Annotated in this window: 20 protein-coding genes; 19 read left to right on the top strand and 1 reads right to left on the bottom strand. The window is 63.2% G+C overall.

Annotation, left to right across the window (positions count from 1 at the left end; translation table 11 throughout):
* Positions 1 to 79 precede the first annotated feature (79 nt).
* Complete coding sequence (locus tag JG743_RS20060) at positions 80 to 685, top strand: hypothetical protein (protein WP_202292501.1); 606 nt, start codon at positions 80 to 82, stop codon at positions 683 to 685.
* Between the two features lie 140 nt (positions 686 to 825).
* Positions 826 to 1,323 (top strand): GAF domain-containing protein, encoded by a 498-nt coding sequence (locus JG743_RS20055; protein WP_202292500.1) that lies wholly within the window; start codon positions 826 to 828, stop codon positions 1,321 to 1,323.
* 216 nt (positions 1,324 to 1,539) lie between these two features.
* Here JG743_RS20055 and JG743_RS20050 read toward each other — a convergent pair whose 3' ends face one another.
* Complete coding sequence (locus JG743_RS20050) at positions 1,540 to 2,601, bottom strand: YeiH family protein (RefSeq protein ID WP_202292499.1); 1,062 nt, start codon at positions 2,599 to 2,601, stop codon at positions 1,540 to 1,542.
* Positions 2,602 to 2,921: 320 nt separating this feature from the next.
* On the opposite strand from JG743_RS20050, the gene JG743_RS20045 reads away from it, so the two are divergent.
* From JG743_RS20045 to JG743_RS19965, 17 genes are all read left to right on the top strand, one after another.
* The gene (locus JG743_RS20045) at positions 2,922 to 4,355 is read left to right on the top strand and encodes an aldehyde dehydrogenase family protein (protein ID WP_202292498.1); all 1,434 of its coding nucleotides are present in this window, start codon (positions 2,922 to 2,924) and stop codon (positions 4,353 to 4,355) included.
* 344 nt (positions 4,356 to 4,699) lie between these two features.
* Complete coding sequence (locus tag JG743_RS20040; protein WP_202292497.1) at positions 4,700 to 6,202, top strand: hypothetical protein; 1,503 nt, start codon at positions 4,700 to 4,702, stop codon at positions 6,200 to 6,202.
* Positions 6,203 to 6,411: 209 nt separating this feature from the next.
* Positions 6,412 to 7,254 carry a tetratricopeptide repeat protein gene (locus JG743_RS20035; RefSeq protein WP_210388510.1) on the top strand — a complete coding sequence of 281 codons (843 nt, stop codon included), beginning with the start codon at positions 6,412 to 6,414 and terminating at the stop codon, positions 7,252 to 7,254.
* Between the two features lie 181 nt (positions 7,255 to 7,435).
* On the top strand, positions 7,436 to 7,771 hold the full coding sequence (locus tag JG743_RS20030; protein ID WP_202292495.1) for a hypothetical protein: 336 nt from the start codon (positions 7,436 to 7,438) through the stop codon (positions 7,769 to 7,771).
* A 143-nt stretch (positions 7,772 to 7,914) separates the two neighbouring features.
* A complete protein-coding gene (locus tag JG743_RS20025) occupies positions 7,915 to 8,517 on the top strand; it encodes an ANTAR domain-containing response regulator (protein ID WP_202292494.1) in 603 nt (200 codons plus the stop codon).
* A 2-nt stretch (positions 8,518 to 8,519) separates the two neighbouring features.
* Positions 8,520 to 9,761, top strand: coding sequence for a CmpA/NrtA family ABC transporter substrate-binding protein (locus JG743_RS20020; RefSeq protein ID WP_202302757.1), 1,242 nt, complete (start codon positions 8,520 to 8,522; stop codon positions 9,759 to 9,761).
* 103 nt (positions 9,762 to 9,864) lie between these two features.
* A complete protein-coding gene (locus JG743_RS20015) occupies positions 9,865 to 10,755 on the top strand; it encodes an adenylate/guanylate cyclase domain-containing protein (protein ID WP_202292493.1) in 891 nt (296 codons plus the stop codon).
* A gap of 277 nt (positions 10,756 to 11,032) precedes the next feature.
* Positions 11,033 to 12,373 carry a TubC N-terminal docking domain-related protein gene (locus tag JG743_RS20010; RefSeq protein ID WP_202292492.1) on the top strand — a complete coding sequence of 447 codons (1,341 nt, stop codon included), beginning with the start codon at positions 11,033 to 11,035 and terminating at the stop codon, positions 12,371 to 12,373.
* 556 nt (positions 12,374 to 12,929) lie between these two features.
* Positions 12,930 to 14,246 carry a CmpA/NrtA family ABC transporter substrate-binding protein gene (locus JG743_RS20005; protein ID WP_202292491.1) on the top strand — a complete coding sequence of 439 codons (1,317 nt, stop codon included), beginning with the start codon at positions 12,930 to 12,932 and terminating at the stop codon, positions 14,244 to 14,246.
* Between the two features lie 89 nt (positions 14,247 to 14,335).
* Positions 14,336 to 15,226, top strand: coding sequence for a nitrate ABC transporter permease (gene ntrB, locus JG743_RS20000; RefSeq protein WP_202292490.1), 891 nt, complete (start codon positions 14,336 to 14,338; stop codon positions 15,224 to 15,226).
* 10 nt (positions 15,227 to 15,236) lie between these two features.
* On the top strand, positions 15,237 to 16,034 hold the full coding sequence (locus JG743_RS19995) for an ABC transporter ATP-binding protein (RefSeq protein WP_202292489.1): 798 nt from the start codon (positions 15,237 to 15,239) through the stop codon (positions 16,032 to 16,034).
* Between the two features lie 381 nt (positions 16,035 to 16,415).
* Entirely contained in the window at positions 16,416 to 16,613 is a 198-nt protein-coding gene (locus tag JG743_RS19990; protein WP_202292488.1) for a hypothetical protein, read from the top strand.
* Positions 16,614 to 16,665: 52 nt separating this feature from the next.
* Entirely contained in the window at positions 16,666 to 17,967 is a 1,302-nt protein-coding gene (locus JG743_RS19985) for an MFS transporter (RefSeq protein ID WP_202292487.1), read from the top strand.
* A 21-nt stretch (positions 17,968 to 17,988) separates the two neighbouring features.
* The gene (gene nirB, locus JG743_RS19980) at positions 17,989 to 20,439 is read left to right on the top strand and encodes a nitrite reductase large subunit NirB (RefSeq protein WP_202292486.1); all 2,451 of its coding nucleotides are present in this window, start codon (positions 17,989 to 17,991) and stop codon (positions 20,437 to 20,439) included.
* A gap of 211 nt (positions 20,440 to 20,650) precedes the next feature.
* The gene (gene nirD / locus JG743_RS19975) at positions 20,651 to 20,980 is read left to right on the top strand and encodes a nitrite reductase small subunit NirD (protein WP_202292485.1); all 330 of its coding nucleotides are present in this window, start codon (positions 20,651 to 20,653) and stop codon (positions 20,978 to 20,980) included.
* Between the two features lie 4 nt (positions 20,981 to 20,984).
* The gene (locus JG743_RS19970; RefSeq protein WP_202292484.1) at positions 20,985 to 23,870 is read left to right on the top strand and encodes a nitrate reductase; all 2,886 of its coding nucleotides are present in this window, start codon (positions 20,985 to 20,987) and stop codon (positions 23,868 to 23,870) included.
* Between the two features lie 207 nt (positions 23,871 to 24,077).
* On the top strand, positions 24,078 to 24,605 hold the full coding sequence (locus JG743_RS19965) for a molybdopterin-dependent oxidoreductase (protein ID WP_202292483.1): 528 nt from the start codon (positions 24,078 to 24,080) through the stop codon (positions 24,603 to 24,605).
* The last annotated feature ends 88 nt before the right edge of the window (positions 24,606 to 24,693 follow it).

Raw genomic sequence — 24,693 nt, 5'->3', positions numbered from 1 at the left:
CATGCGAAATAGGCAAACCTTAAGCGGAAGTTGCGAGACTTAACGCAGGTCAGGGTGATTGAAACGCCGGAGGCTTTCGATGGAACTGAACTACGGCTTCGAACTCCAGACGATCTTTCCGAAGGCCGTCTGGCTCGTTCCCGAGTGCAAGGCTCTGCTTGACGAGGTTGGCATCGCCCACAACGTCCAGGGAAACCATGTCCCGGCCTTTGTCGATCCCGCGACCATCGTCGCCCTTCGGCGCGAGCCCGACAAGGTCAGGACGATGATGCTGGAGGCCGGCTGGAGCTTGCTGCCCTATGAAGGCGAGGCCTCGCCGGAGAAGGCGCAGTTCCTGATCCCGCAACTGCTGGAGATCCATGCCAAGGCCCAAAGTCGCGCCTATGACGCGCAGGCCACCCAACATGCCGTCTGGGATCTCTTCGGCTTCACCAAAAAGTTGACCATGGGCGAGATCCTTGGTGCCGACGGCAGCCCGACCTGTTCGGAACTGACCCGGCAGCGAATGCAGGGCGCGCGGCCGGCATCCGGCTTCGAGATCTACAAGGCGCTGATGGCGATGGCGGGCGACGAGAGAAATCATCCGGCGACCGAGCCTGCGCCCCCGCCGCCGGTCAAGCCGGCTGCTCCGACTCCCGGCCCGCTGGGGCGCGTCGCCCGCGTGTTCGGCCGCCGGCAGAGCTAGCTGCCAACCGGTGGAACTGAAGAACTATGTTGCGGTGCAATCCGGATCGCCTAGGTGGAATTCGTGATAGCCTCGCCGCCCTATTGGTGGCAGAGAGAGCGAACCGGGCGGAGCGCCGCGCTGGCAACGGAGGCACGACGATGTTGGCGGCAAAGGCCATCGAGAGCACGGACAAGCCGGCCTTCTACGCTGAACTCGCCGCGCAATTGAAGGCGCTGCTGGAGGGCGAGCGCGACTCGATCGCCAACGCCGCCAACACCGCGGCGCTGATCTACCAGATGGTGCCCGACCTCAACTGGGCCGGTTTTTACTTCCTGCAATCGGACGAGGAACTGGTGCTCGGGCCCTTCCAGGGCAAGCCGGCCTGCGTGCGCATCGCCGTCGGCAAGGGCGTCTGCGGCACCGCGGTCGATCTCGGCATGTCGATGCTGGTCAAGGACGTGCACGACTTTGCCGGTCACATCGCCTGCGACGCGGATTCGCGCTCGGAACTGGTGGTCCTGCTCAGGGACAATGACGGCGTCTTCGGCGTCCTCGACCTCGACAGCCCGCTGCCTGGCCGCTTCGACAAGGAGGACCAGGCCGGTATCGAGAAGCTGGCCGCAATCTATGTCGCGGCGAGTTCGTTCGAGGATTAGCTCCTCCAATAGAGGTCCGCCGTCGAGTTCTACGACGCCCCCTCTGTCCTGCCGGACATCTCCCCCACGGGTGGGGAGATTGGCTGTCTCGACTGCTTTCGCCAATTTTCGCCGGTGCTGGACGAGGGCTGGCGTCACAACTGCTGATCTCCCCCCCTTGCGGGGGAGATGGCCCGCAGGCCAGAGGGGGGCGCGAAGGATCGCGACCTTGGAGCCTTAGGCGAACTTCACCAGCGTCAAACTAAACGCTGCGATGAACACAAAGGCCGAGAAAGCCAGCGCCAGCGGGCGCAGGCCGCGCGAGCGGATCTGCGAGATGTCGGCCTGAAGGCCCATGGCGGCGAGCCCCATGGTTAGCATGATCTGGGTGGCGAGGGCGATCGCCGAATGCACTGCGGCCGGCATGGTGACCAGGCTGTTCAGCGCCACCACCGCGACGAAGGCCACGACGAACCACGGCATCGGCGGCTTTGCCGCTGAGCTGTCGGCGTTGCCGCGGCGCGCCATCAGGCCGAGCGCGATCACCATCGGCGCCAGCATGGCGACACGGGTCAGCTTGGCGACGGTCGCCGTCTCGCCCGCTTGCGCACCATCCTGGAAGCCGGCGCCGATCACCTGCGCCACCTCGTGGATCGACGCACCGGCCCAAAGGCCGAAAGCGTGCTGGTCGAGGCCGAGCACCGGCGCCAGCAGCGGGTAGCCGAGCATGGCGATGGTGCCGAACAGCGTGATGGCGGCAACCGCGTAGGTGACGTCCTCGTCGCGCGCATCGGTGACGATGTTGGTGGCGACGATCGCCGAGGCGCCGCAGATCGAGGTGCCGGCGGCGATCAGTTGCGCGAGCTTGCGGTCGACGCCGATCAGCCGGCCGAGCGTGACGGTGAAGACGAAGGTGGCGCCAAGCGTGGCGGCAATGATGCCGACGCCGCCAACGCCGATCGCCGCCACCTGGCCGAGCGTCAACTGGAAGCCGAGCAGCACGATGGCGAAGCGCAGCAGCCGGCGCTGCGAAAACGCGATGCCGGCCTTGGCATGCGCCGGCGTGCCGAGCACGTTGGAATAGATCATGCCGGCGACGACCGCGAGGATCATCGGGCTGAACAGCGCGAAGCCGGAGACATTGCGGGCCGAATAGGCAACGCTGGTGATCATCGCCACCAGGACGAGCCCCGGCACGATGCCGGCCGAAAGCGAGGCGAGGGCAGGGCTGCTGCTTCCGGGATTGGCCGAAGTCAGGCTGCTTGGAAGATCGTTCGCGGTGGCGGGCAGGAAAGACAATGCAATTCTCCAGACGTGCTCACCCGGGAAATGGCATTCCGAAACCAATCTTTCCAACGAATTATTCGAGTTATAATGATCGATTTTTCAAAACGATTGCACGTGCTATGAGCAAGAGGTTGGCGCCTTAAGCCTTGTCTCTTTGCATGTCGTTTTCCCGAAACCGCTGCACATTTTTGGGCGGTATACATCGGGAATTCAACACACTGGCTCAATCGCCCGCGCTTGCCTTTGACGGTGCGATTGCCGCATCGTTATTTCTCACGATATACGACGACTAGTTGACGATAAACGGACCGGAACGGACTAGGAGAACGACCATGTCGCACAATCTGCAGTTCTACATCGACGGCGCGTGGGTCGATCCGGTGGTGCCGAACAATTTCGACGTCATCGATCCTTCGACCGAGGACGCCTTCGCGCAGATTTCGCTGGGCACCAAAGCCGATGTCGACAAGGCGGTGGCTGCGGCCAAGCGCGCCTTCAATACATTCGGCTTCACCTCGGTCGAGGAGCGCCTCGACATCCTCAACCGCGTCATCGAAATCTACAAGAAGCGCAGCAAGGACCTGGCGCTGGCCGTCTCGCGCGAGATGGGCGCGCCGCGTCAGATGGCGCTCGACAGCCAGGTCGGCGTCGGCCAGGCGCATCTGGAGAAGATGGCGGAGGTGCTGAAGAGTTTTCAGTTCCGCCACGTCAAAGGCTCGTCGCTGATCGTCAAGGAGCCGATCGGCGTCGTCGGCCTGATCACGCCGTGGAACTGGCCGCTGAACCAGATCACCTGCAAGGTCGGCCCGGCACTCGCCGCCGGCTGCACCATGGTGCTGAAACCCAGCGAGATCGCGCCGCTCGACGCCATCATCTTTGCCGAGATCATCGACGAGGCCGGCGTGCCGAAGGGCGTCTTCAACCTCGTCAATGGCGACGGCCCGACCGTCGGCCAGGCGCTGGCCAGCCATCCCGATGTCGACATGATGTCCTTCACCGGCTCGACCCGCGCCGGCATCCTCGTCGCCAAGGCCGCCGCCGATACGGTCAAGCGCGTGCATCAGGAGCTTGGCGGCAAGTCGGCCAACATCCTGTTCCCCGATGTCGACCTCGCCAAGGCCGTCACCAAGGGCGTCGCCGGCTGCTTCGGCAACAGCGGCCAGTCCTGCAACGCGCCGACGCGCATGTTCGTGCCGCGCGACCGTCACGACGAGGCGGCCGCCTATGCTAAAACGGCGGCCGAAAAATTCACCGTCGGTCCGGCCGATGCGCCGGGTTCAAAACTCGGCCCGGTGGTCAGCCAGCTCCAGTTCGACAAGATCCAGGATCTGATCCAGAGCGGCATCGACGAAGGCGCCACGCTGGTCGCCGGCGGCCCCGGCCGCCCGGCCGAGCTCAACCGCGGCTACTATGTCCGCCCGACCGTCTTCGCCGACGTCACCCACGACATGCGCATCGCCCGCGAAGAGATTTTTGGGCCGGTGCTGGCGATCATGCCCTACGACACGGTCGAGCAGGCAATCGAGCAGGCCAACGACACCGTCTTCGGCCTTGCCTCCTACATCCAGGCCAAGGACATCGAGAAGGCGCGCCAGGCAGCCGCCCGCATGCGCTCCGGCAACGTCTACATCAACTACCCGACCTGGGACGCCGGCCTGCCCTTCGGTGGCTACAAGCAATCCGGCAACGGCCGTGAATACGCCGAATACGGACTGGAGGATTTTTTGGAGATCAAGGGCATCGCTGGGTACGAGGCGGCGGAGTAGGTCGACATTGGTTTGAGGCTGGTGCCTAGCACTGGCCTCAGCCCTGCGGAATCCATCGCGAACGCGCTCGTCTTCGGCCGCGTTACCGCCTCGTCTGAGGGCTCGGTCCGTCAGCAAGGCGAAGAAGCGCTCGACCTCATCGAGGAATTTGCGCAACTCCCCGGGCGCAGCCAAACGTGCACACGAACCCTGCGCATCTGAAAGTGCAATACTTCGTCACGCGAGATCTGGCAAAGAACCGCCAAAACAAACTCAGTAAAACTCGAACAATCGGATTGCGCCGACGTTAACTGGCCATAATGCAATCTTGCCGTGTAGAAACCGGTCGGAACGACATGCGATTTATGACAGTCAAGGCGTGGGCTGCTGCCTTCCTAGTGTCCGTTCTAATGTGGGGTGCCCAATTGGGTGCCGCGCGGGCAGAGCAGCCATGGCTGGAAAAGCTCAACGAGCCGGATCGGCAAGAATTCATGCAGCTGATCAGCGCGGTCGACGGCTGGACAGCTGCAAATGACCAGAAAATAAGAGGCGAAGTCCAGGCCTTCATCGCCGCACACCCGGATTTCGTCCCTGCGCAGGTTGAAGCGACCCGGGCAAAGTGGCTGAGCGTTGCCGCTTACATGGGAATGGCCCTCTCGAGCAAGTCCTTCTTCATTGTGTTCGAGGAGCTGGAGAAGCTCGATCCATCCTATCCAGCGGCCTATATCTACGGGGCTCGAACCTATATCTATTCCGGCTATCCGGCTGGAGCGCGAAAGCAACTCGAGAAAGCGCAGGCCTTGGACGCCGCGAACCCCTGGGTCGACATCACCTGGTCTCTGATGTTCGACCGGCTGGGCCACCGCGAGGAGGCGCTGACATGGGCAAGGACGGCACTGCCCAAGACGGTCGGAAAGACCAGCGCGATGGCCGACGCGATCCTGGCGATCGCGAAGATGCAGGCGATCACCGATCACGATGCCGCGGTCGCCCTGGCCAATCAGATATACGCGCTCGAACCAGATATGGGAAAACTGGCCGAGGTCATCCATGCGTGCCTGAGCGGCTATGAATTTCAACCGGGTCTGCTGGATGTGCTGACGGAGATCGTCCAGCGCGCTGAAGCCAAGCAGCCGCCTTCAAAAGCACTTTTGTACGAGACCGCACGCCTCAATCTGACATTGGGCTATATGTACAACGAGGGCATCATGCCCCGGTACCGGCCGGATTATGCCGCGGCCGCGATCGTGATCCTCGACAAGATCAGGGATGACCCGCAACAGGCTGTGCCGGTATGGCAGCTTCGATTTGATCTGGCGCTTAGTCTCGGCAACGTTGCGGCCATGTCTCAACTTCTCGACGAGGCCGGTCTCAAGGGCTACGACGTCACGTCGATGGGCTATCGCGAAGCGCAATTGTTGTTTGTTCAGGGCCGGTACGGCGACGTTATGGACCTGTACCAAAAGCGGCATTTTCCTGACGACACTCTGCTGGCGCTGGCCTACGAGATGGGAGGCGACCATACCGTGGCCGATCGAATCTACCTCCGCGCTTTGGAGGTGGATGCGACCTCGGGTACCGCGAATGCCACTTATGCCAGGCTAAGATTGTTCCGCGATCGCGATATCGATGGCGCGATCAAATATGGGGAGAAAGCCTATTCGCTGTTGCCATCCCCCTATAACCGTTCGCTGGTGACAATTGCATGGCTGGTCAGATCCTCCGACTACTTGAAAGTCCGTCAACTCAAGGAGGCCAAAGAAGCGTTCGCGCGTGCCCGCGAAATCGGCATAGACCGCGATTACATTCAAGCCTTCTGCAGCAATCTGTGCAACGACATCAATTTGCCGCTGACCGAATTCCGCTAGACAATGCCCACGCGATAGCAGCGCCCGCCTTTGTCGAGGCCGGCGCGTCGGTCGATGTCGTCGATAGCCCAGGAGCACGTCAATCTTGATCGTTCCCCTGCGGTGATGACTTGCGGAGAACAAGGATTTGTTTGATCAAGTTGGGTACGAGACCAAGAGTTCGCAATTGTGATCTGAAGTCTGCTGACACGATGTTTGATAGGCTGCAAATGAAGCGGTTGACTGGGGAGGGTTCCGGTCTGTTCGGGCTGGCCGTTCTCATGATTCTGCTGGCGCTTTGTGTTCCCGCATCTGCCACGGGCAACGACTTCGACACCTGTACCAATCGCGATGCCGAAGCCTCACAGCGGATCGCGGCTTGCACGCATATCATGGCGGACGACAAGCAATCCTATCGCAGCCATGTCATTGCCTATTCCATGCGCGTGAACGCGCTGGCCTCCATCGGCGACTACGACCGCGCTATAGCGGACTACGATCAGGCCATCGTCTTTGAGCCGGAAGACGCCCGCGCTTTCGACAACCGCGGGTGGGTCTGGAGCCATAAGAAGGACTACGATCGTGCCATCGCCGATTACAGCCAGGCGATAAGCATCGATCCGAAGTCCCATACCTACTTCAAGCGCGGCCTGGCCTGGTTGCGGAAAGCTGAAGCCGATCGAGCCATCGCGGACTTCAATCAGGCGATAGAACTCGATCCCGATTTCGCCTTGGCCTATTCCAGCCGGGGCTTCGCCTGGACGGTAAAAGGCGACAATGGCCACGCCATCGCTGACGGTAACAAGGCTGTTCTCCTGGACCCAAACAGCGACATAAGCTACGCCAGCCGGGGTTCCACCTGGCTTTACAAAAGAGACTATGACCGCGCCATCGCCGACTTCGATCAGGCCATCGGCCTCAATCCAAAGCTTTCTTCCGCCTACGGCGACCGGGGCTATGCCTGGTGGCACAAGGGCGATGACGACCGCGCGATAGCCGACTACAACCAAGCCATTCTGCAGGACCCGAAGGACGCTGAAGTGTTCAACGACCGGGCGATAGTGGGGTACTAAGGGAGTTGACGCCAAGGCCATCGCTGACTTCAGCCAGGCGATCCTGCTCGACCCGACGCACGCTCGATCCTTTCAGGACCGGGGCATCCAGCGCTTCTATTCCGGTCCGATAGCCGATGCGCGGGCCGACCTGGAACGGGCTGCCAGGCTGGCGCCGAGCAATGCCTATTTCGCCATCTGGGTGGATCTTGCGCAGCGGCACGACGGCCTTGCCGGCAGTTTGCGCGGCGCGGAGAGCAAGCTCGACATGACCAAATGGCCGGCGCCTGTGGTGCGCATGCTGCTTGGCGACCTGACGCCAGAGGCCACCCTTGTCGCCGCCGACGATCCGGATCCGGCCAAGAAGACCGGGCAAGCCTGCGAGGTGAACTTCTTCACGGCGGAGCTCAACCGGCTGCAGAAGCACGACGATGAGGCCTTGCGCCTCTATCGGGTTGCGCTACGCGACTGCCCCAGAACCTTCGTCGAATACCGTGCGGCAGGTGCCGCGCTTCGTGCCTTGGGGGTGTCGCCATGAGGTGGTTTCTGAGCTTTCTTGAAGGATCTCCGCTCGGCTACTAAGGCGGTACCTCTCGATGCCGAAACGCGCGACGCGGTCTGCTATGCGTGAAGGTTCTCATCCCGCATTGCACAATCCCCCCGCTTCGACATATTGGAGCCATGGTCCGCTCTTCACTCGCCGTCCTTGTGATCGACGAAAACCGCATCCGTGCCTCGATCATCGAGGCCGGGCTGCGGGAGGCCGGGCATGAGCACGTCACCGTCATCCATGACGTCACCGGCATTGCGCGCCGCATTGCCGAGATCGAGCCTGACGTCATCGTCATCGATCTCGAAAATCCCAACCGCGACATGCTGGAAAACATGTTCCAGCTGTCGCGCGCGGTGAAGCGGCCGATCGCCATGTTCGTCGACCGCTCCGACCAGGCCTCGATCGAGGCGGCGGTCGATGCCGGCGTGTCGGCCTATGTCGTCGACGGTCTCAGACAAGAGCGCGTCAAGTCGATCCTCGACATGGCGGTGAGCCGCTTCAACGCCTTCTCGCGCATGGCGCGCGAGTTGGAGGAGGCGCGCAGCGAGCTGGAGAGCCGCAAGGTCATCGACCGCGCCAAGGGCATCTTGATGAAGTCGCGCGGCTTGAGCGAAGAGGCGGCCTACACGCTGCTGCGCAAGACGGCGATGAACCAGAACCGCAAGATCAGCGACATCGCCCAGAGCCTGGTGACCGCCGCCGGGCTGCTCGGGCCGCTGGAGGACGAATGAGCATGGCCGCTGCGCATCAGATCACCGCCGGCTTCATGCCGCTCTTCGACAGCGCCGTGCTGGTGGTGGCCGGCGAGCTGGGTTTTGCCGCGCGCGAGGGCGTCGAGCTGACGCTGCACCGCGAGACCTCCTGGGCCAACATCCGCGACCGCATCGCCATCGGCCATTTCCATCTGGCGCATATGCTGGGGCCGATGCCGCTCGCCTGCAATCTCGGCCTGACGCCGTTGGCCTCCGAGACGATCGTGCCGTTCTCGCTCGGCCTCGGCGGCAACTGCGTCACCGTCTCCAACACTGTCTGGGAGGGCATGGCCGAGCATGGTGCTGCGCCCGATCTCGAGCCCGCGCGGGCCGGTGCAGCCCTCGGTGCCTTCATCCGCGAGCGGGCGGCCACGGGCAGCGACCCGCTGCGCTTCGCTGTCGTGCATCCGCATTCCGGGCATAATTACGAGCTGCGCTACTGGCTCGCCACCTGCGGCATCGATCCGGAACGCGACATCGAGATCGTCATTGTGCCGCCGCCCTTTATGGCCGACGCGCTCGCCGCCGGCCGCATCGACGGCTATTGCGTCGGCGAGCCCTGGAACAGCGCCTCGGTTGCCGCCGGCACCGGCCACATCGTCACCGTAAAGGCGCTGCTCTGGCGCAACAGCCCGGAGAAGGTCATCGGTGTGCGCAAGGCCTGGGCCGAGGAGAACCCGGAGGCGCTGGCGGCGCTGTTGCGCGCGTTGCATCATTCGGCGCGCTGGTGCCAGGACCCGAAGAACCATGCGGAACTGGCGGCGCTGATGGCGGGGCAGGGCTTCCTTGGCCTGCCGCCGGCGGTACAGATGCCGATCCTGACCGGACGGCTGAGGCTTGGCGGCGACGCCGAGCGGGCGATCGAGGATTTCTTCGTGCCCTTCGACAAGGCGGCGAACTTTCCGTGGAAGAGCCATGCGCTGTGGTTCTACACGCAGATGGTGCGCTGGGGTCATGTCGCGCACACGCCGGAGAACCTCGCCATCGCCTGGAACTGCTACAGGCCCGACCTCTACCGCTCGGCGCTAAAACCGCTCGGCGTGGCGCTGCCCGGCGCCAACGCCAAGGTCGAGGGCGCGCTGAAGGCCGCGACCCCGGTCGGTTCGGCGGGCGCAAGCCTGGTGCTCGGTCCCGATGGCTTCTTCGACGGCCAGATCTTCGATCCCGACGAGATCGACGCCTATATCGCCGGGCAGAAACACGCTGGTTCCTTGGCGCAGTAGTTCCGACGTGCCGGGGTGGCGGATCGCCTAGGCGCGCAAGTACATACGTCAAAGGCAACTCTGGTGTGCTATAACGCTGCGTTCTCGGGCGGATACGAGATCGATGGATCAGGAAAGAGTTCTGGCCGCAGTCCTTTTGGCTGATGTCGTGGGCAGCACGCCCCTCTATGAGCGCTTCGGCGACGATGCCGCACTGCAGCAGGTTTCGGATTGCCTGGACGCAATGCGAGCGATCGTCGCCCAGCACGGCGGTGATTTCATTTACTCGAAGGGTGATGACGTACTTAGCCTGTTCGAGAGCCCGGAGATGGCGCTGAGGGCCGTCTGCCAAATCAGCCAACAATTGACGAAAGGGCCGTTGAGCGCCCGTATCGGATTGCATTTCGGGGCGGTCATTCGCGCGCGGGCCGCGGTATTCGGCGACGTCGTCAACGTCACCGCCAGGTTGTCCAGCACGGCCAACCCCGGGGAGGTGCTGATCAGCCAGAGTTTCTTCGAAGCCCTTACCGCGGGGAGCCGCAGTGCCTTGCGGCTCCTCGACAAAATGGCTTTCAAGGGGAAGCAAGAGCTCTTCGATGTCTATACCCTGAGGAGCGACGAGGGTGCCCTCAGTACGCCCATCGCGAGCCAGGGCACCATTATCGATAGGCGCTTCGCCCCAACGCCGCGGATCAATCTGGTCATCCGCTATGGAGATCAGGTGCGATCCTGTCGAAACAACGAACTGGTGACGATCGGCCGCTCTCCGGAATGCGATATTGTCGTCGAGCGGCCCTGGGTCTCAAGGCACCACGCCACCTTCACCATTTCGAATGGCAAGGCCCGGCTTGTCGAGCGAAGCTCGTCGGGCACGTTTGTGTCGATGGGGCCCGGCCATGAAGTATTCGTTCGCCGCGAAGATATTGTCCTCTTCGGCTCCGGCTTCATCTCGCCTGGACTGAGGTCGTCCCTCGGCGACGCCCAGCTCCTTCACTACGAAATTGTCTCAGACTGACCCGGACGGACTCGTTGGCGGTCGGCGCCGAGCGGGCGATCGCCTGCTCCCGGCCGACCGCCTTTCCTTGGTCTCAGCAATTTGCAAGTATGGATGATCCATTTGGAAGGGCAGTGAAGGGGATACACATTCAGGCCATTGATGGTGTTTGACGAGTTGGCGACGCGGTCGATTTGACGGCCTCGTGGGACTGGGCTGCCCCGCCGATCAAAGTGGTCGCATCGGGTAGAGCCAGTCTTCATCCTTCGAAGGCAACGTTCGGTATCAGGGACACTCTATGATGGACGTCAGCACGCTTCTAACAATTCTACGCAGCCGCAAGGTGAACCTGTGGGTAGAAGGGTCCCGGCTTAGATGCAGTGCTCCTGTGGGTGCAATCGACGCGGAATTGAAATCGGCACTTGTCGATCAGAAAGATGAGATAATTGCCCTTCTGCAAGCGGATACGCCGCCAGGTCGTTTGGCTGAAGCGCCGCCAGCCAGATCCGAACAGCCAGCAAGCTCGACACTGCAGACGATTTGTCGCGAAGTTGCTGCACCGGTCCCGGTGGCACCTGAACGAATGACGCAATTTGTGAACGAATTGCGCAGTTGCAGTTTTGACCTCGCCAGTTGCGCAAAGCGACTGGGGGTTTTTCCTCGCCTAGGGGTTAATTTCTGGGCCTCGATGAGACCCGACTGGGTCGCTCGTGCAAACGATCCCATCGACAATCTTATTTCGCTCTTTATTGATGGCCGTCAGGTCAACGCGAACCTCGTTGCCAAACAGCTTACGTCGAGGTTCGTCGATACAGCGCTTGATATGGGCCTCCTGACCGACTGTGGGGACGGAGTCCTGCAAGCGAACGTGTGTCTATTTCCTTGCTACGGCAGCTACATTGTAACGGACCATGCTGCCAAGAATTCCGCAATCAATCAGGTCATGTGGTTATGGGGAGAGAGCTTTGTCCTCGGCGGCTTGGTAAAAAGAAGTCCACGACGGCGGGCAGTCGATTTGGGGACAGGATCCGGTATTCACGCGATACTGGCGGCAGATCATTGTTCGTCGGTAATCGGTGCTGACGTCAATCCGCGCGCCGTTGAATTTGCAACGTTCAATGCAATGCTTAACGGTAAAAGCAACGCACAGTTCATTTTAAGCGATTTGTTCAAATCAATCGAGGGAACATGCGATCTCCTCTTGGCCAATCCTCCTTACGCTCCTGACAGTGCAGCGCAACCAGGAGACAATTTCTGGAGCGGCGGACTGCAAGGGACCGACCTGCTTCGAAAAATTGTCGAATCGCTGCCTGCCAAGCTCGATCCTGACGGAACAGCACATCTAATTGCCCTCTATCCGAATCCGCCCGCCACAAAGATTCGAGATCATTTTGATATGTGGCTTGGTGGGAAGATAGGCGACTGGGATGTGCTGGATCACACCTGGCCGGTGCCGCACTACGAAGATTTGTTCTCCTTGCAGCCCTACCAGGGCGACAAGAGCGCGTGGCGTTTCGGCGTGGTCAGTCTGCGTCGCTCTGCGTCCGGAAATGGTTGGTGGAAAGAGGGGGCCGGCGGAGGTTTGTTTTTCGGGACGGATGGACGCTGCAACTTGGTTGCCGATCACGACGGCCACTGACTCTCTTGCGCTCGGATCCCAGGGTCTCCGCGACGGAGTTTCGCTCCTGCTTCGCCCTGGGATGACGAAGTTGCGAGGGTTTCGGCCAATCGCGATGGTTCGCGACGATCCATCCAGACGACCGCTGAAACCTTGGCCGCCAACAGGTCCCCAACCTGCCAAAATCGCTGTGTCGAGAGCCGATTTTACGCGCCTGATTATTTTCGCGCCAATCTTGTGCATTGCACAATAATTATGCGTGCGCGAGCGCTAATGAACAATCTTTGGCCTGCGCGCCTTGTGACCCGGCGCATGCGTTGTCGGCATGGGTCATTGATTTAATTGATACTTTTCTCCTCGCCTGAAACTGGCACGGTTTCTGCATTGCAACAACCAGGCTCTTCACGGGGTCACGGAACCGGCGTCCAATGGCGGGCGCCACAGGCAAAGCTGCCGCTCAGGTCAACACGCGATCCCGGATGGACGGACGCGCGAGGCCTGGCCGGCGGCTTTTTTGTTTTGACCGAACACGCAATCGACGGCGCCGATCCCAAGCGGCGTCCAACCGGAGATGACGATGACGAAACGGATCGGAACTGGAACGACATTCAAGGGCATGAACCGTCGCGATTTCCTTGCTCGCAGCGCGCTGACGGCCGGGCTGTTGGTGGCGGCGCGCAAGCTCCTGCCGTCGGGCGCCTATGCGGCGGCCGCCGCGCCGGAAGTGACCGGCGCCAAGCTCGGCTTCATCGCGCTGACCGACGCAGCACCCTTGATGATCGCTAAGGAGAAGGGGCTGTTCGCCAAATACGGCATGCCCGATGTCGAGGTGCTGAAGCAGGCCTCCTGGGGCGCGACGCGCGACAATCTTGTGCTCGGCGGCGAGGCCAACGGCATCGACGGCGCCCACATCCTGACGCCGATGCCCTACCTCATGCACACCGGTAAGGTAACGCAGAACAAGCAGCCGCTGCCGATGGCGATCGTGGCGCGGCTGAACTACGACTGCCAGGGCATTTCGGTGGCGCAGGAATATGCCGCCACCGGCGTCGGCCTCGACGCCTCCAAGCTGAAGGAGGCTTTTGCGGCCAAGAAGGCCGCCGGCAAGGAAGTCAAGGCCGCCATGACCTTCCCGGGCGGCACGCATGACCTGTGGATACGCTACTGGCTGGCCGCCGGCGGCATCGACCCCGACAAGGACGTCTCGACCATCGTCGTGCCGCCGCCGCAGATGGTGGCCAACATGAAGGTCGGCAACATGGATGTGTTCTGCGTCGGCGAGCCGTGGAACGAGCAGCTCGTCCACCAGGGCGTCGGCTTCACCGCCGCCACCACCGGCGAATTGTGGAAGGGCCATCCGGAAAAGGCGCTCGGCCTGCGCGCCGCCTTCATCGAAAAGTATCCGAACGCCACCAAGGCGATCCTGATGGCGGTCATGGAAGCCCAGCAATGGTGCGAGGCCATGGAGAACAAGGAGGAAATGGCCGCCATCATCGGCAAGCGGCAATGGATGAACGTGCCCGTCGCCGACATCATCGGCCGCCTCAAGGGCGACATCAACTATGGCAACGACCGCGTCGCCAAGGGCACCGACCTCTACATGAAGTTCTGGAAGGGCGGCGTGTCCTATCCCTTCAAGAGCCATGATACCTGGTTCCTCGCCGAGAACATCCGCTGGGGCAAGTTCGCGCCGACCACCGACATCAAGGCCCTGGTCGACCAGGTCAACCGCGAGGATCTGTGGCGCGAGGCGGCGAAGGATCTGGGCGTCGCGGCAAGCGACATCCCGGCATCGCCGTCGCGCGGCGTCGAGACCTTCTTCGACGGCAAGACCTTCGATCCGGCCAATCCGTCCGCCTATCTCGACAGCCTGAAGATCAAGGCATCTGCGTAAGCGCAAACGGCGCTTGCGCCGTTGTCGCCCCCAGCGCAAGCGGCGTCAGCCGCTTGTCGCCAGATTCGCCAACGGAGTTTTTCTACGACATGTCCATCCAAACCGTCGAGGACACCAAGGTGAAGGCGTTTCCGGTAAAGCCCGCCGAGGTCATCGCCTTCACCGCAAAGGCGCGGCGCCGCATCGACCCGCTTGCCATTGCCGGCAAGTTGGCGACGGCGCTGGTGCCGCCGGCCGTCGTCATCATCCTCCTGCTCGTCGTCTGGCAGGTCGCCTGCTCGTCGCCGACGGCCAGCCTGCCGCCGCCGAGCCAGGTGTGGAACGAGGCCTATGACCTGATCGCGCATCCGTTCTTCGACAACGGTCCGCAGGATATCGGCCTTGCCTGGCGGGTGCTGATCTCGCTGCAGCGCGTCGCCATCGGCTTCGGCATGGCGGCGGTGGTCGGCGTGGCGCTCGGCGCCCTGGTCGGCCAGTCGGTGTGGGCGATGCGCGGCCTCGATCCGGTGTTCCAGATCCTGCGCACCGTGCCGCCGCTCGCCTGGCTACCGCTGTCGCTCGCCGCCTTCCGCGACTCCAATCCGTCGGCGCTGTTCGTGATCTTCATCACCTCGATCTGGCCGGTGATCATCAACACCGCCGTCGGGGTGCGCAACATCCCCGAGGACTACCGCAACGTCGCCCGCATCCTCCGGCTCAACCAGCTCGAATTCTTCGTCAAGATCATGGTGCCGGCCGCCGCCCCCTACATCTTCACCGGCCTCAGGATCGGCATCGGGCTCTCCTGGCTCGCCATCGTCGCCGCCGAGATGCTGACCGGCGGCGTCGGCATCGGCTTCTTCATCTGGGACGCCTGGAACTCCTCGCGGCTGCCCGACATCATCGTCGCGCTCGTCTATATCGGCATCACCGGCTTCTGCCTCGACCGGCTGGTCGCGGCCGTCGGCGCCTTCGTCACCCGCGGCACAACGGCAAAGTGAGGAGGGCGCCATGACCGCCTATCTGAAGCTCGACCATATCGACAAATCCTTCGCGCGCGGCGGCCAGGTCAGCGAAGTGCTGAAGGACATCAGGCTGACCATCGACAAGGGCGAGTTCGTCTCCATCATCGGCCATTCCGGCTGCGGCAAGTCGACCTTGCTCAACCTGATCGCCGGGCTGACCAAGGTGTCCTCCGGCGCGGTGCTGCTCGAGGATAAGGAGGTCGACAGTCCCGGACCGGAGCGCGCTGTGGTGTTCCAGAACCACTCGCTGCTGCCCTGGCTCACCGTCTACGAGAACATCAACCTCGCGGTGTCCAAGGTCTTTGGCCGCACCAAAAGCCGGGCCGAGCGGCATGACTGGATCATGCGCAACCTTGATCTCGTGCAGATGGCGCATGCAAAGGACAAGCGCCCGGCTGAAATCTCGGGCGGTATGAAGCAGCGCGTCGGCATCGCCCGCGCGCTCGCCATGGAACCGAAGATCCTTTTGCTCGACGAGCCATTCGGCGCGCTCGATGCGCTGACCCGCGCCCATCTCCAGGACGCGGTCATGGACATCCACGCCAGGCTCGGCTCGACCATGATCATGATCACCCACGACGTCGACGAGGCAGTACTTCTGTCCGACCGCATCGTGATGATGACCAACGGTCCGGCGGCGACCATCGGCGAGGTGCTTTCGGTGCCGCTCGCCCGGCCGCGCCGGCGCATCGAGCTTGCCTCCGACCGCACCTTCCTGCGCTGCCGCGAGGCGGTGCTGAAGTTCCTCTATGAACGCCACCGCTTCGTCGAAGCCGCGGAGTAACGCCATGACAAAAGACTCAATGGGCAATGCAACAACAGCAGGCAGTCTGCCGCACTGCACAAAGTTTATGCTGCCATGCAAGGCGTTCTGACTAATCTTTGATCCGCTTTCGGGCTAGTCAAAAGGCGCGCAGCTGCGAATTCTGATTGATTTTATTCGATAATTTGGAGCGCTGTCGAATTGGCACGCTTCCTGCTTAACAGACTGCAGGTCCGCAAGGGCCAAGAGACACGGCGTCCAATGGCGGGCGCCACAGGCAAAGCTGCCGATCAGGTCAACACGCGATCCCGGATGGACGGACGCGCATGGCCTGGCCGGCAGCTTTTTTGTTTTGACCGAACACGCAATCGACGGCGCCAGCGGCGCCAACCGGAGACGACGATGACGAAACGGATCGGAACTGGCGCATGCCTCGAGGATTTCACGCGCCGCGATTTCCTGGCCAGCACTGCGTTGACCGCCGCGCTGTTCACCGCCGCGCTGCTGCTCTTTCCCGTCGGCGCCAAGACTGATGGCAAGCGTCCCGAAGTGACCGTGCACGGCTCGGTTTCGACCAGCTTGCCGATGCCGCGCCGCTGACAACCGCGAACGAACAGACATATGCGGCGCACGCCGCAAACCGGAGCATAAGATGACCGCAAATCTCCCAGCCGCGCCCAGCCAGGACAGTGCTCCCCGGCAGGCGCTCGTGATGTCCACCATCGCCTTCACCGTCTGCTTCGCGGTGTGGACGATCTTTTCGATCATCGGCGTGCGCATAAAGCAGGAGCTTGGGCTGAGTGAGACGGAATTCGGCCTGCTCATCGGCACGCCGATCCTCACCGGCTCGCTCGTGCGCATGCTGCTCGGCGTCTGGACGGATCGTTACGGCGGACGGCTGGTCTACACGGCCGTCATGCTTTCGGCGGCGGTCGCGACCTTCCTGCTGGCTTTTGCGCATACTTATGGGCAGATGCTGCTCGCCGCGCTCGGCGTCGGGCTCGCTGGCGGCTCCTTCGCCGTCGGCGTCGCCTATGTCTCGCGCTTCTTCCCCGCCGGCAGGCAGGGCACGGCTCTCGGCATCTTCGGTGTCGGCAATGTCGGCGCCGCGGTCACCAAGTTCCTGGCTCCGCTGGTGCTGCTCGCCTGGGGCTGGCAGACGGTGGCGCTGATCTGGGCGGCAGCCCTCGTCGTCATGGCCATCGTCTTCTGGTTCACCACCGCCGACGATCCGGTCATCCGCGAGCGCCGCGCCGGTAACGCGATGCCGGCAAGGAGCTTCTGGCAGGAATTCGCGCCGCTGAAGAACCTGCAGGTCTGGCGTTTCGCCTTCTACTACTTCTTCGTCTTCGGCGCGTTCGTGGCGCTGTCGCTGTGGCTGCCGCGCTACCTGATCGGCGTTTATGGCTTCAACATCGCCACCGCCGGCATGATCGGTGCGGCCTATTCGATCCCGGCAAGCATCTTCCGCGCCTATGGTGGCGTGCTTTCCGACCGCATCGGCGCACGCACCGTGCTCTACTGGACCTTCACGGTCTGTGCCGTCGCGACTCTCGTTCTGTCTCTCCCCTCGGCAGACTATGTCGTGCGCGGCATCAGCGGGCCGATCGCCTTCCATTTCGAGATCGGCCCGCTCGCCTTCATTGCCGTCGCCTGCGTGCTCGGCTTCTTCATGAGCCTCGGCAAGGCCGCCGTCTACAAGCACATCCCCGTCTACTACCCGAAGAATGTCGGCGCTGTTGGCGGCGTGGTCGGCATGATCGGCGGCCTCGGCGGCTTTGTCCTGCCGATCGCCTTCGGCGCCCTCAATGACCTCACCGGCGTCTGGTCGAGCTGCTTCATGCTGCTCTTCGTCATCGTCGTCGGCTGCCTTGCCTGGATGCACGTCAGCATCCGCCGCATGGAGCGGGTCGCGACTGGCGAAACGTCAGCCCTTTCCTACGCGGCCGAGTGAAACCGGAACGGATCAGCAAATATGACCGAGAAACTCGTCATCATCGGCAACGGCATGGCCCCCGGGCGCATGCTGGAGCATCTCCTGGAAAAGGCGCCCGATCGCTACCAGGTCACCATCTTCAACGCCGAGCCGCGCGTGAACTACGACCGCATCATGCTGTCGCCGGTTCTGTCGGGCGAGAAGGCCTATGAAGAAATCATCATCCACGGCGACGGCTGGTACATCAAGCACGGCATCACCCTCTACAAGGGCCACAAGATCGTCGCCGTCGACCGGACGGCGAAAACCGTCACCTCCGACCATGGCGTGACCGAGCCCTACGACAAGCTGGTCATCGCCACCGGCTCGGTGCCGTTTATCATCCCGGTGCCAGGCAACAACCTGCCGGGCGTGCTCACCTATCGCGATCTCGACGACGTGCAGGCGATGATGCTGGCCGCCCAGTCGCGGGCCAAGGCCGTGGTCATCGGCGGCGGCCTGCTGGGCTTGGAAGCCGCGGCCGGCTTGAACGCGCAAGGCATGGACGTCACCGTGCTGCACGTCATGCCGACGCTGATGGAGCGCCAGCTCGACCCCGCCGCCGGCTATCTCCTGCAGCGCGCGGTGGAAGCGCGAGGCATCAAGGTCATCACCAAGGCCAACACCCAGGCCATCACTGGCAACGGCAAGGTCGAGCAGGTCGAGCTTGCCGACGGCACCGTCATCCCGGCGACGCTGGTGGTGATGGCGGTTGGCATCAGGCCGAACGCGGCATTGGCCAAGGAGGCGGGCATTGCCGTCAATCGCGGCATCGTCGTCGATGCCGGCATGCGCAGCAACGACCCCGACATCTACGCGCTCGGCGAATGCGCCGAGGTCAACGGTATGGTCTACGGCCTGGTGGCGCCGCTCTACGAGATGGCGCGCGTCGCGGCCAGCCAGCTTGCCGGCGACGAGGCTGGTGCCTTCGTCCATTCGGACACGCCGACCAAGCTCAAGGTCACCGGCATCGAGCTGTTCTCGGTCGGCGACTTCGCCGATGGTGACGACCGCCAGGAGATCGTGCTGCGCGATGCTTCGGCCGGCGTCTACAAGCGCCTGGTGCTCAAGGACGACCGCATCATCGGCACGGTGCTCTACGGGGAGACGGCCGACGGCGCCTGGTTCAACGACCTGAAGAAGAAGCAGACCGATATTTCGGAGATGCGCGACACGCTTATCTTCGGCCAGTCATACCAGGGGGGTGCCCCCCTGGACCCTATGGCGGCCGTTGCAGCCTTGCCGGATGATGCGGAAATCTGCGGCTGCAACGGCGTCTGCAAGGGCAAGATCACCGGTGCGATCACCGGCAAAGGCCTGACCTCGCTCGACGATGTGCGGGCGCACACCAAGGCGTCCGCTTCCTGCGGCTCGTGCACCGGGCTGGTCGAGAAGCTGATGGTGCTGACCCTCGGCGACACGTACAACCCGGCCGCCGTGCAGCCGATGTGCTCCTGCACCACGCTCGGCCACGACGAGGTGCGCCGGCTGATCAAGGCCAAGGGGCTGAAGACCATTCCTGCCGTCATGCAGGAGCTGGAGTGGAAGACCTCCTGCGGCTGTGCCAAATGTCGGCCGGCCCTCAACTACTACCTCGTCTGCGACTGGCCGGACGAATATGCCGACGACTACCAGTCGCGCTTCATCAATGAGCGCGTGCACGCCAACATCCAGAAGGACGGCACCTATTCGGTGGTGCCGCGCATGTGGGGCGGCGTCACCAGCGCTTCCGAACTGCGCGCCATCGCCGACGTCGTCGACAAGTTCGAGATCCCGATGGTCAAGGTCACCGGCGGCCAGCGCATCGACATGCTGGGCATCCGCAAGGAGGACCTGCCGGCGGTGTGGGCCGATCTCGGCCAGGCCGGCTTTGTCTCCGGCCATGCCTATGCCAAGGGCCTGCGCACGGTGAAGACCTGCGTCGGTTCGGACTGGTGCCGCTTCGGCACGCAGGATTCGACCGGCCTCGGCATCCGCATCGAGAAATTCATGTGGGGCTCGTGGACGCCGGCCAAGGTCAAGATGGCGGTGTCGGGCTGTCCTCGCAATTGCGCCGAGGCGACCTGCAAGGATGTCGGCGTCATCTGCGTCGACTCTGGCTACGAGATCCATTTCGCCGGGGCGGCCGGCCTCGACATCAAGGGCACCGAAGTGCTCGGCCTGGTCAAGACCGAGGACGAGGCGCTGGAGCATATCGTGGCGCTGACGCAGATGTACCGCGAGCAGGCCCGCTATCTCGAGCGCATCTACAAATGGGCCAAGCGCATCGGCATCCCCGAGATCAAGCGCCAGATCATGGACGACGACGAGAAGCGCAAGGCCTACTACGAACGCTTCGTCTTTTCCCAGAAGTTCGCCCAGGTCGACCCGTGGTCGGAACGCGTCTCCGGCAAGGACAAGCACGAGTTCCGGCCGATGGCCTCTGTTGGCTTTGCGGAGGCGGCGGAATGATGGAGACGTTGGTGCGAGGCACCCCCCTCTGGCCTGCCGGCCATCTCCCCCTCAAGGGGGGAGATCCGCCTTCACTGCGGCCTTCGCCAATCGCCAACGTTGCAGAACGGGCGACGAGCCCGAAGCTGCCAATCTCCCCCCTTGAGGGGGAGATGTCCGGCAGGACAGAGGGGGGTGCCCTGGCGCTTTCCTATCAAGCAAGGGCAACCCAATGACCTGGATCGCTATCGGCACCATCTCCGACATCCCGCGCCGTGGCGCGCGCTGCGTGACCACCCCGCAAGGCAAGATCGCCGTCTTCCGCACCGCGGACGACGACGTCTTCGCCATCGACGACCATTGCCCGCACAAGGGCGGGCCGCTCAGCCAGGGCATTGTCCATGGCGCGGCGGTGACCTGTCCCTTGCACAATTGGGTGATCTCGCTGGAGACCGGCAAGGCGCTCGGCGCAGACGAGGGCGCGGTGCGCACCATTCCGGTGAAGCGGGAAGGCGAGCGCCTGTTCCTGGCGCTGGAAGCGCTGGCCAGCCGCGCGGCCTGAACCGATGGAGATCGACGAAGCACGCGAGGTGAGGACCACCTGTCCCTATTGCGGGGTGGGTTGCGGCGTGCTGGCGAAGGTCGCCGCGGATGGTGAAGTCACCGTCCGCGGCGATCCTGACCATCCGGCGAATTTTGGCCGGCTCTGCTCGAAGGGTTCGGCGCTGGCGGAGACCATCGACCTCGATGGCCGGTTGCTCCACCCGGAAATTCACGGCCGCCGCGCCGGCTGGGACGAGGCGCTTGACGTCGTCGCCTCGACCTTCTCGCAGACCATCGCCGAGCACGGGCCGGACGCGGTCGCCTTCTATGTCTCCGGTCAGTTGCTGACCGAGGATTATTACGTCGCCAACAAGCTGATGAAGGGGTTTGTCGGCTCGGCCAACATCGACACCAACTCGCGGCTCTGCATGGCCTCGTCGGTCGCCGGCCACCGCCGCGCTTTCGGCTCCGACACGGTGCCGGGCTGCTATGAGGATCTGGAACTCGCCGACCTCATCGTGCTGGTCGGCTCGAATCTCGCCTGGTGCCACCCGGTGCTCTACCAGCGCATCACCGCGGCGCGCGAGAAGCGGCCGCAGATGAAGATCGTGCTGGTCGACCCGCGCCGCACCATGACCGCTGACATCGCCGACCTGCATCTGGCGATCGCGCCGGATGGCGACACCGCGCTGTTTTCCGGTCTCCTTGCCTATCTGGCGAAGAACGAAGCGCTCGACCGCGCCTATATCGCCGCGCACACAAACGGTCTCGACGAGGCGCTGGCAGCGGCCGCATCGCTCGACCTTGCCAGCGTCGCCAGCGCCACGGGCCTGAGCGAAGACGAGCTTCTGCGTTTCTACGAACTGTTCGCGGCGACAGAGAAGATCGTCACCGTCTACAGTCAGGGCGTCAACCAGTCCTCGCAAGGCACCGACAAGGTCAACGCCATCATCAACTGCCATCTGGCGACGGGGCGCGTCGGCAAGCCTGGGTCAGGGCCGTTCTCGGTCACCGGCCAGCCCAACGCCATGGGCGGACGCGAGGTCGGTGGCCTGGCCAATATGCTCGCCGCCCATATGGAGATCGAGAACCCCGCGCATCGCGCCCGTGTGCGCCGTTTCTGGAACGCGCCTTCGATGGCTGAGAAGCCGGGCTTGAAGGCGGTCGACATGTTCAAGGCGGTGGCTGACGGGCGTATCAAGGCGCTCTGGATCATGGCCACCAACCCGGTCGATTCGATGCCGGATGCCGATGCCGTGGAAGCGGCGATCAAGGCCTGTCCCTTCGTCGTGGTGTCGGACGTGCTGGCGAGCACCGATACCGTTCGCCATGCCCATGTGTCTCTGCCGGCCACCGCCTGGGGCGAGAAGGATGGCACCGTCACCAATTCCGAGCGCCGCATCTCGCGCCAGCGCGCCTTTCTGCCGGCGCCCGGCGAAGCAAGGCCGGACTGGTGGATCGTTGCAGAAGTGGCGAAGCGGATGGGGTTCGGCGAGGCGTTTGCGCATGCCGCGCCGGCCGGGATCTTCGCCGAGCACGCCGGGCTGTCGGGATTCGAAAATGACGGCGCGCGGGATTTCGACATCGGCGCTTACGCTGATGTTGATGCGGACACCTACGCATCGCTTGAGCCATTTCAATGGCCAGCGCCGAGCCCAGCCACCCCCCTCTGGCCTGCCGGCCATCTCCCCCTCAAGGGGGGAGATCAGTTGTCGCCACCGGCTTCGCCAATCATCGGCGGCGCAGGAGAACTGCCAACTAGTGCGGGAGATGAGCCGGCGCCAAAACTGCCAATCTCCCCCCCTGCGGGGGAGATGTCCGGCAGGACAGAGGGGGGTGCTCAAGCTCGACGTCACCCGGAGGCGGGCAGTTCGGCCGAACGCCAACCAACCCGCTTCTTCGGCAACGGCAACTTCTACACCGCCGACGGCAAAGCCCGCTTCATCCCCATCCATGCCGTGCCGGACACCCGCACCACCCCCGATTTCCCGCTGGTGCTGAACACCGGCCGTATCCGCGACCACTGGCACACGATGACGCGCACCGGCAAAAGCCCGCGTCTTTCCCAGCACATCGCCGAGCCCTTCGTCGAAATCCATCCGGCCGACGCCCGGCAGCATGGCATCGGCGACGCCGATATCGTGCGGCTCACGACCCCACGCGGCGAAGTGCTTGTCCGCGCGCTGGTCACCGCCCGCCAGCGCCAGGGCAGCGTCTTCGCGCCGATGCACTGGACCGACCAGTTCGCGGCCAAGGGACGCCTCGACACTCTGACCGCGGCGCTTGCCGACCCGGTCTCCGGCCAGCCGGCGCTGAAGCATGTCGCGGTGCGCATGGAGAAATTCGCAGCGAATGCCTTCGGCTTCGCCGTGACGCGAGAACGCCCCGAGGCCGTCGCCGCCGACTATTGGGCGGTGGCCCGCTGCAAGGGCGGCTGGCGGGTGGAGCTTGCCTTTGCCGACGAGAACGTCGACTGGCCAGGTTTTGCGCAGTCGCTGTTCGGCGCGTCGTCAGATGCCGAAATGCTCGCCTATCACGACCGTGACGCCGGTCAGCACCGCATCGCCGCCTTTGAAGGCGAGCGCCTTGCCGGCGCGCTGTTCGTCGCGCCGGGCCCGGTCGCCGTGTCGCGCGGCTGGGCGGCCGAGCAGCTCGAAGCCGCCCATGCCGGCCAGCGCGAACGCTTCCGCATTGTCGCCGGCCGCGCCGGCGCCGACCGGCCGGATATCGGCGCAATCGTCTGCTCCTGCTTCGGCATCGGCGCCAACCAGATCGCAGCGGCTGCGGGGGCTGGCTGCTCGACAGTCGAGGCCATTGGCGAAGCACTCAAGGCCGGCACCAACTGCGGCTCCTGCCGCGCCGAAATCCGCGCCATCATCGGAGCGGGCAGGGTGCAGGCGGCGGAGTGAGAGTGCAAGGCGCCTGGCTTGGCGCCCAGCCTTGATATGCTTTCGAGGAGTGATGAATTACCGTGCATCGGCCATCAGCAACGACAACCGCTGCAACCAAAAGCTAACTGAAAAATAAACATTCGATGGAAAGATAGCTGCTCCGCCGACAGTATCGGCGAGCCGGCAACGGTTGGTACTGGCCATGGAAATGGAAAGGACTGCGTCATGTTGCTGCTCAGTAGACATTTGTTTGCACTTCGCCGGAGCCTGATCCTTCTGGTCGTTTCGGCAATCGGCGCGCTGCCTGCGGCCGCCATGGAACCCGCGAAATATCCGGAACCTCCCGACACCGTTGCTTTCAATGTTGAGAAGAACGGGGAATCGACCCCGGTCACGCTGCGACAGCTGGAAAAGCTCGGCCTTTACAGCGTTTCCACCCCAAGTCCCTTTGAAAAAGGGCAACTTGCGTTTCAGGGTGTTCTGTTCCGGGATGTGGTCAAGCTGGTCGGATTGGAGGGTGAATCGTCAGTCGTCCTGCGGGCGGTGGACGACTATGTGCAGGTAATCCCGAAGGAAGACTGGACCGACGGTCCCCTTCTTCTTGCCACTCGCCAGGACGGCAAGCTGTTGACGCGGCGCACGCAGGGTCCCACGCGGCTGATCTACCCCCTCGATGACTATCCGGCCTTCGATACGCCAGTTCGCAAACCCCGATGGATCTGGTTGATAAAAACGATGGCCCCTGGCAATTGAACCTCACCTGACGTTCAGCCATGTGGTCTAGAAGCAAAGCCTGGCGGCTTCCTGTAACCTACCTAGCCGCGGCTGCAACGGCAGCCGT

Source organism: Mesorhizobium sp. 131-2-1 (genome assembly GCF_016756535.1).
Lineage (GTDB): Bacteria > Pseudomonadota > Alphaproteobacteria > Rhizobiales > Rhizobiaceae > Mesorhizobium.
The sequence above is the reverse complement of the archived record's forward strand: the minus strand, read 5'-3'. Positions and strand labels throughout refer to the sequence as shown.

Bases quoted from the DNA above. Each gene is read 5' to 3' on its own strand.
- JG743_RS20040 (WP_202292497.1), top strand. From the start codon at position 4,700: ATGACAGTCAAGGCGTGGGCTGCTGCCTTCCTAGTGTCCGTTCTAATG.
- JG743_RS20010 (WP_202292492.1), top strand. From the start codon at position 11,033: ATGATGGACGTCAGCACGCTTCTAACAATTCTACGCAGCCGCAAGGTG.
- JG743_RS19995 (WP_202292489.1), top strand. From the start codon at position 15,237: ATGACCGCCTATCTGAAGCTCGACCATATCGACAAATCCTTCGCGCGC.
- JG743_RS20025 (WP_202292494.1), top strand. From the start codon at position 7,915: ATGGTCCGCTCTTCACTCGCCGTCCTTGTGATCGACGAAAACCGCATC.
- JG743_RS20020 (WP_202302757.1), top strand. From the start codon at position 8,520: ATGGCCGCTGCGCATCAGATCACCGCCGGCTTCATGCCGCTCTTCGAC.
- ntrB (WP_202292490.1), top strand. From the start codon at position 14,336: ATGTCCATCCAAACCGTCGAGGACACCAAGGTGAAGGCGTTTCCGGTA.
- nirB (WP_202292486.1), top strand. From the start codon at position 17,989: ATGACCGAGAAACTCGTCATCATCGGCAACGGCATGGCCCCCGGGCGC.
- JG743_RS19990 (WP_202292488.1), top strand. From the start codon at position 16,416: ATGACGAAACGGATCGGAACTGGCGCATGCCTCGAGGATTTCACGCGC.
- JG743_RS19985 (WP_202292487.1), top strand. From the start codon at position 16,666: ATGACCGCAAATCTCCCAGCCGCGCCCAGCCAGGACAGTGCTCCCCGG.
- nirD (WP_202292485.1), top strand. From the start codon at position 20,651: ATGACCTGGATCGCTATCGGCACCATCTCCGACATCCCGCGCCGTGGC.
- JG743_RS20045 (WP_202292498.1), top strand. From the start codon at position 2,922: ATGTCGCACAATCTGCAGTTCTACATCGACGGCGCGTGGGTCGATCCG.
- JG743_RS20055 (WP_202292500.1), top strand. From the start codon at position 826: ATGTTGGCGGCAAAGGCCATCGAGAGCACGGACAAGCCGGCCTTCTAC.
- JG743_RS19970 (WP_202292484.1), top strand. From the start codon at position 20,985: ATGGAGATCGACGAAGCACGCGAGGTGAGGACCACCTGTCCCTATTGC.
- JG743_RS19965 (WP_202292483.1), top strand. From the start codon at position 24,078: ATGTTGCTGCTCAGTAGACATTTGTTTGCACTTCGCCGGAGCCTGATC.
- JG743_RS20060 (WP_202292501.1), top strand. From the start codon at position 80: ATGGAACTGAACTACGGCTTCGAACTCCAGACGATCTTTCCGAAGGCC.
- JG743_RS20035 (WP_210388510.1), top strand. From the start codon at position 6,412: ATGAAGCGGTTGACTGGGGAGGGTTCCGGTCTGTTCGGGCTGGCCGTT.
- JG743_RS20015 (WP_202292493.1), top strand. From the start codon at position 9,865: ATGGATCAGGAAAGAGTTCTGGCCGCAGTCCTTTTGGCTGATGTCGTG.
- JG743_RS20005 (WP_202292491.1), top strand. From the start codon at position 12,930: ATGACGAAACGGATCGGAACTGGAACGACATTCAAGGGCATGAACCGT.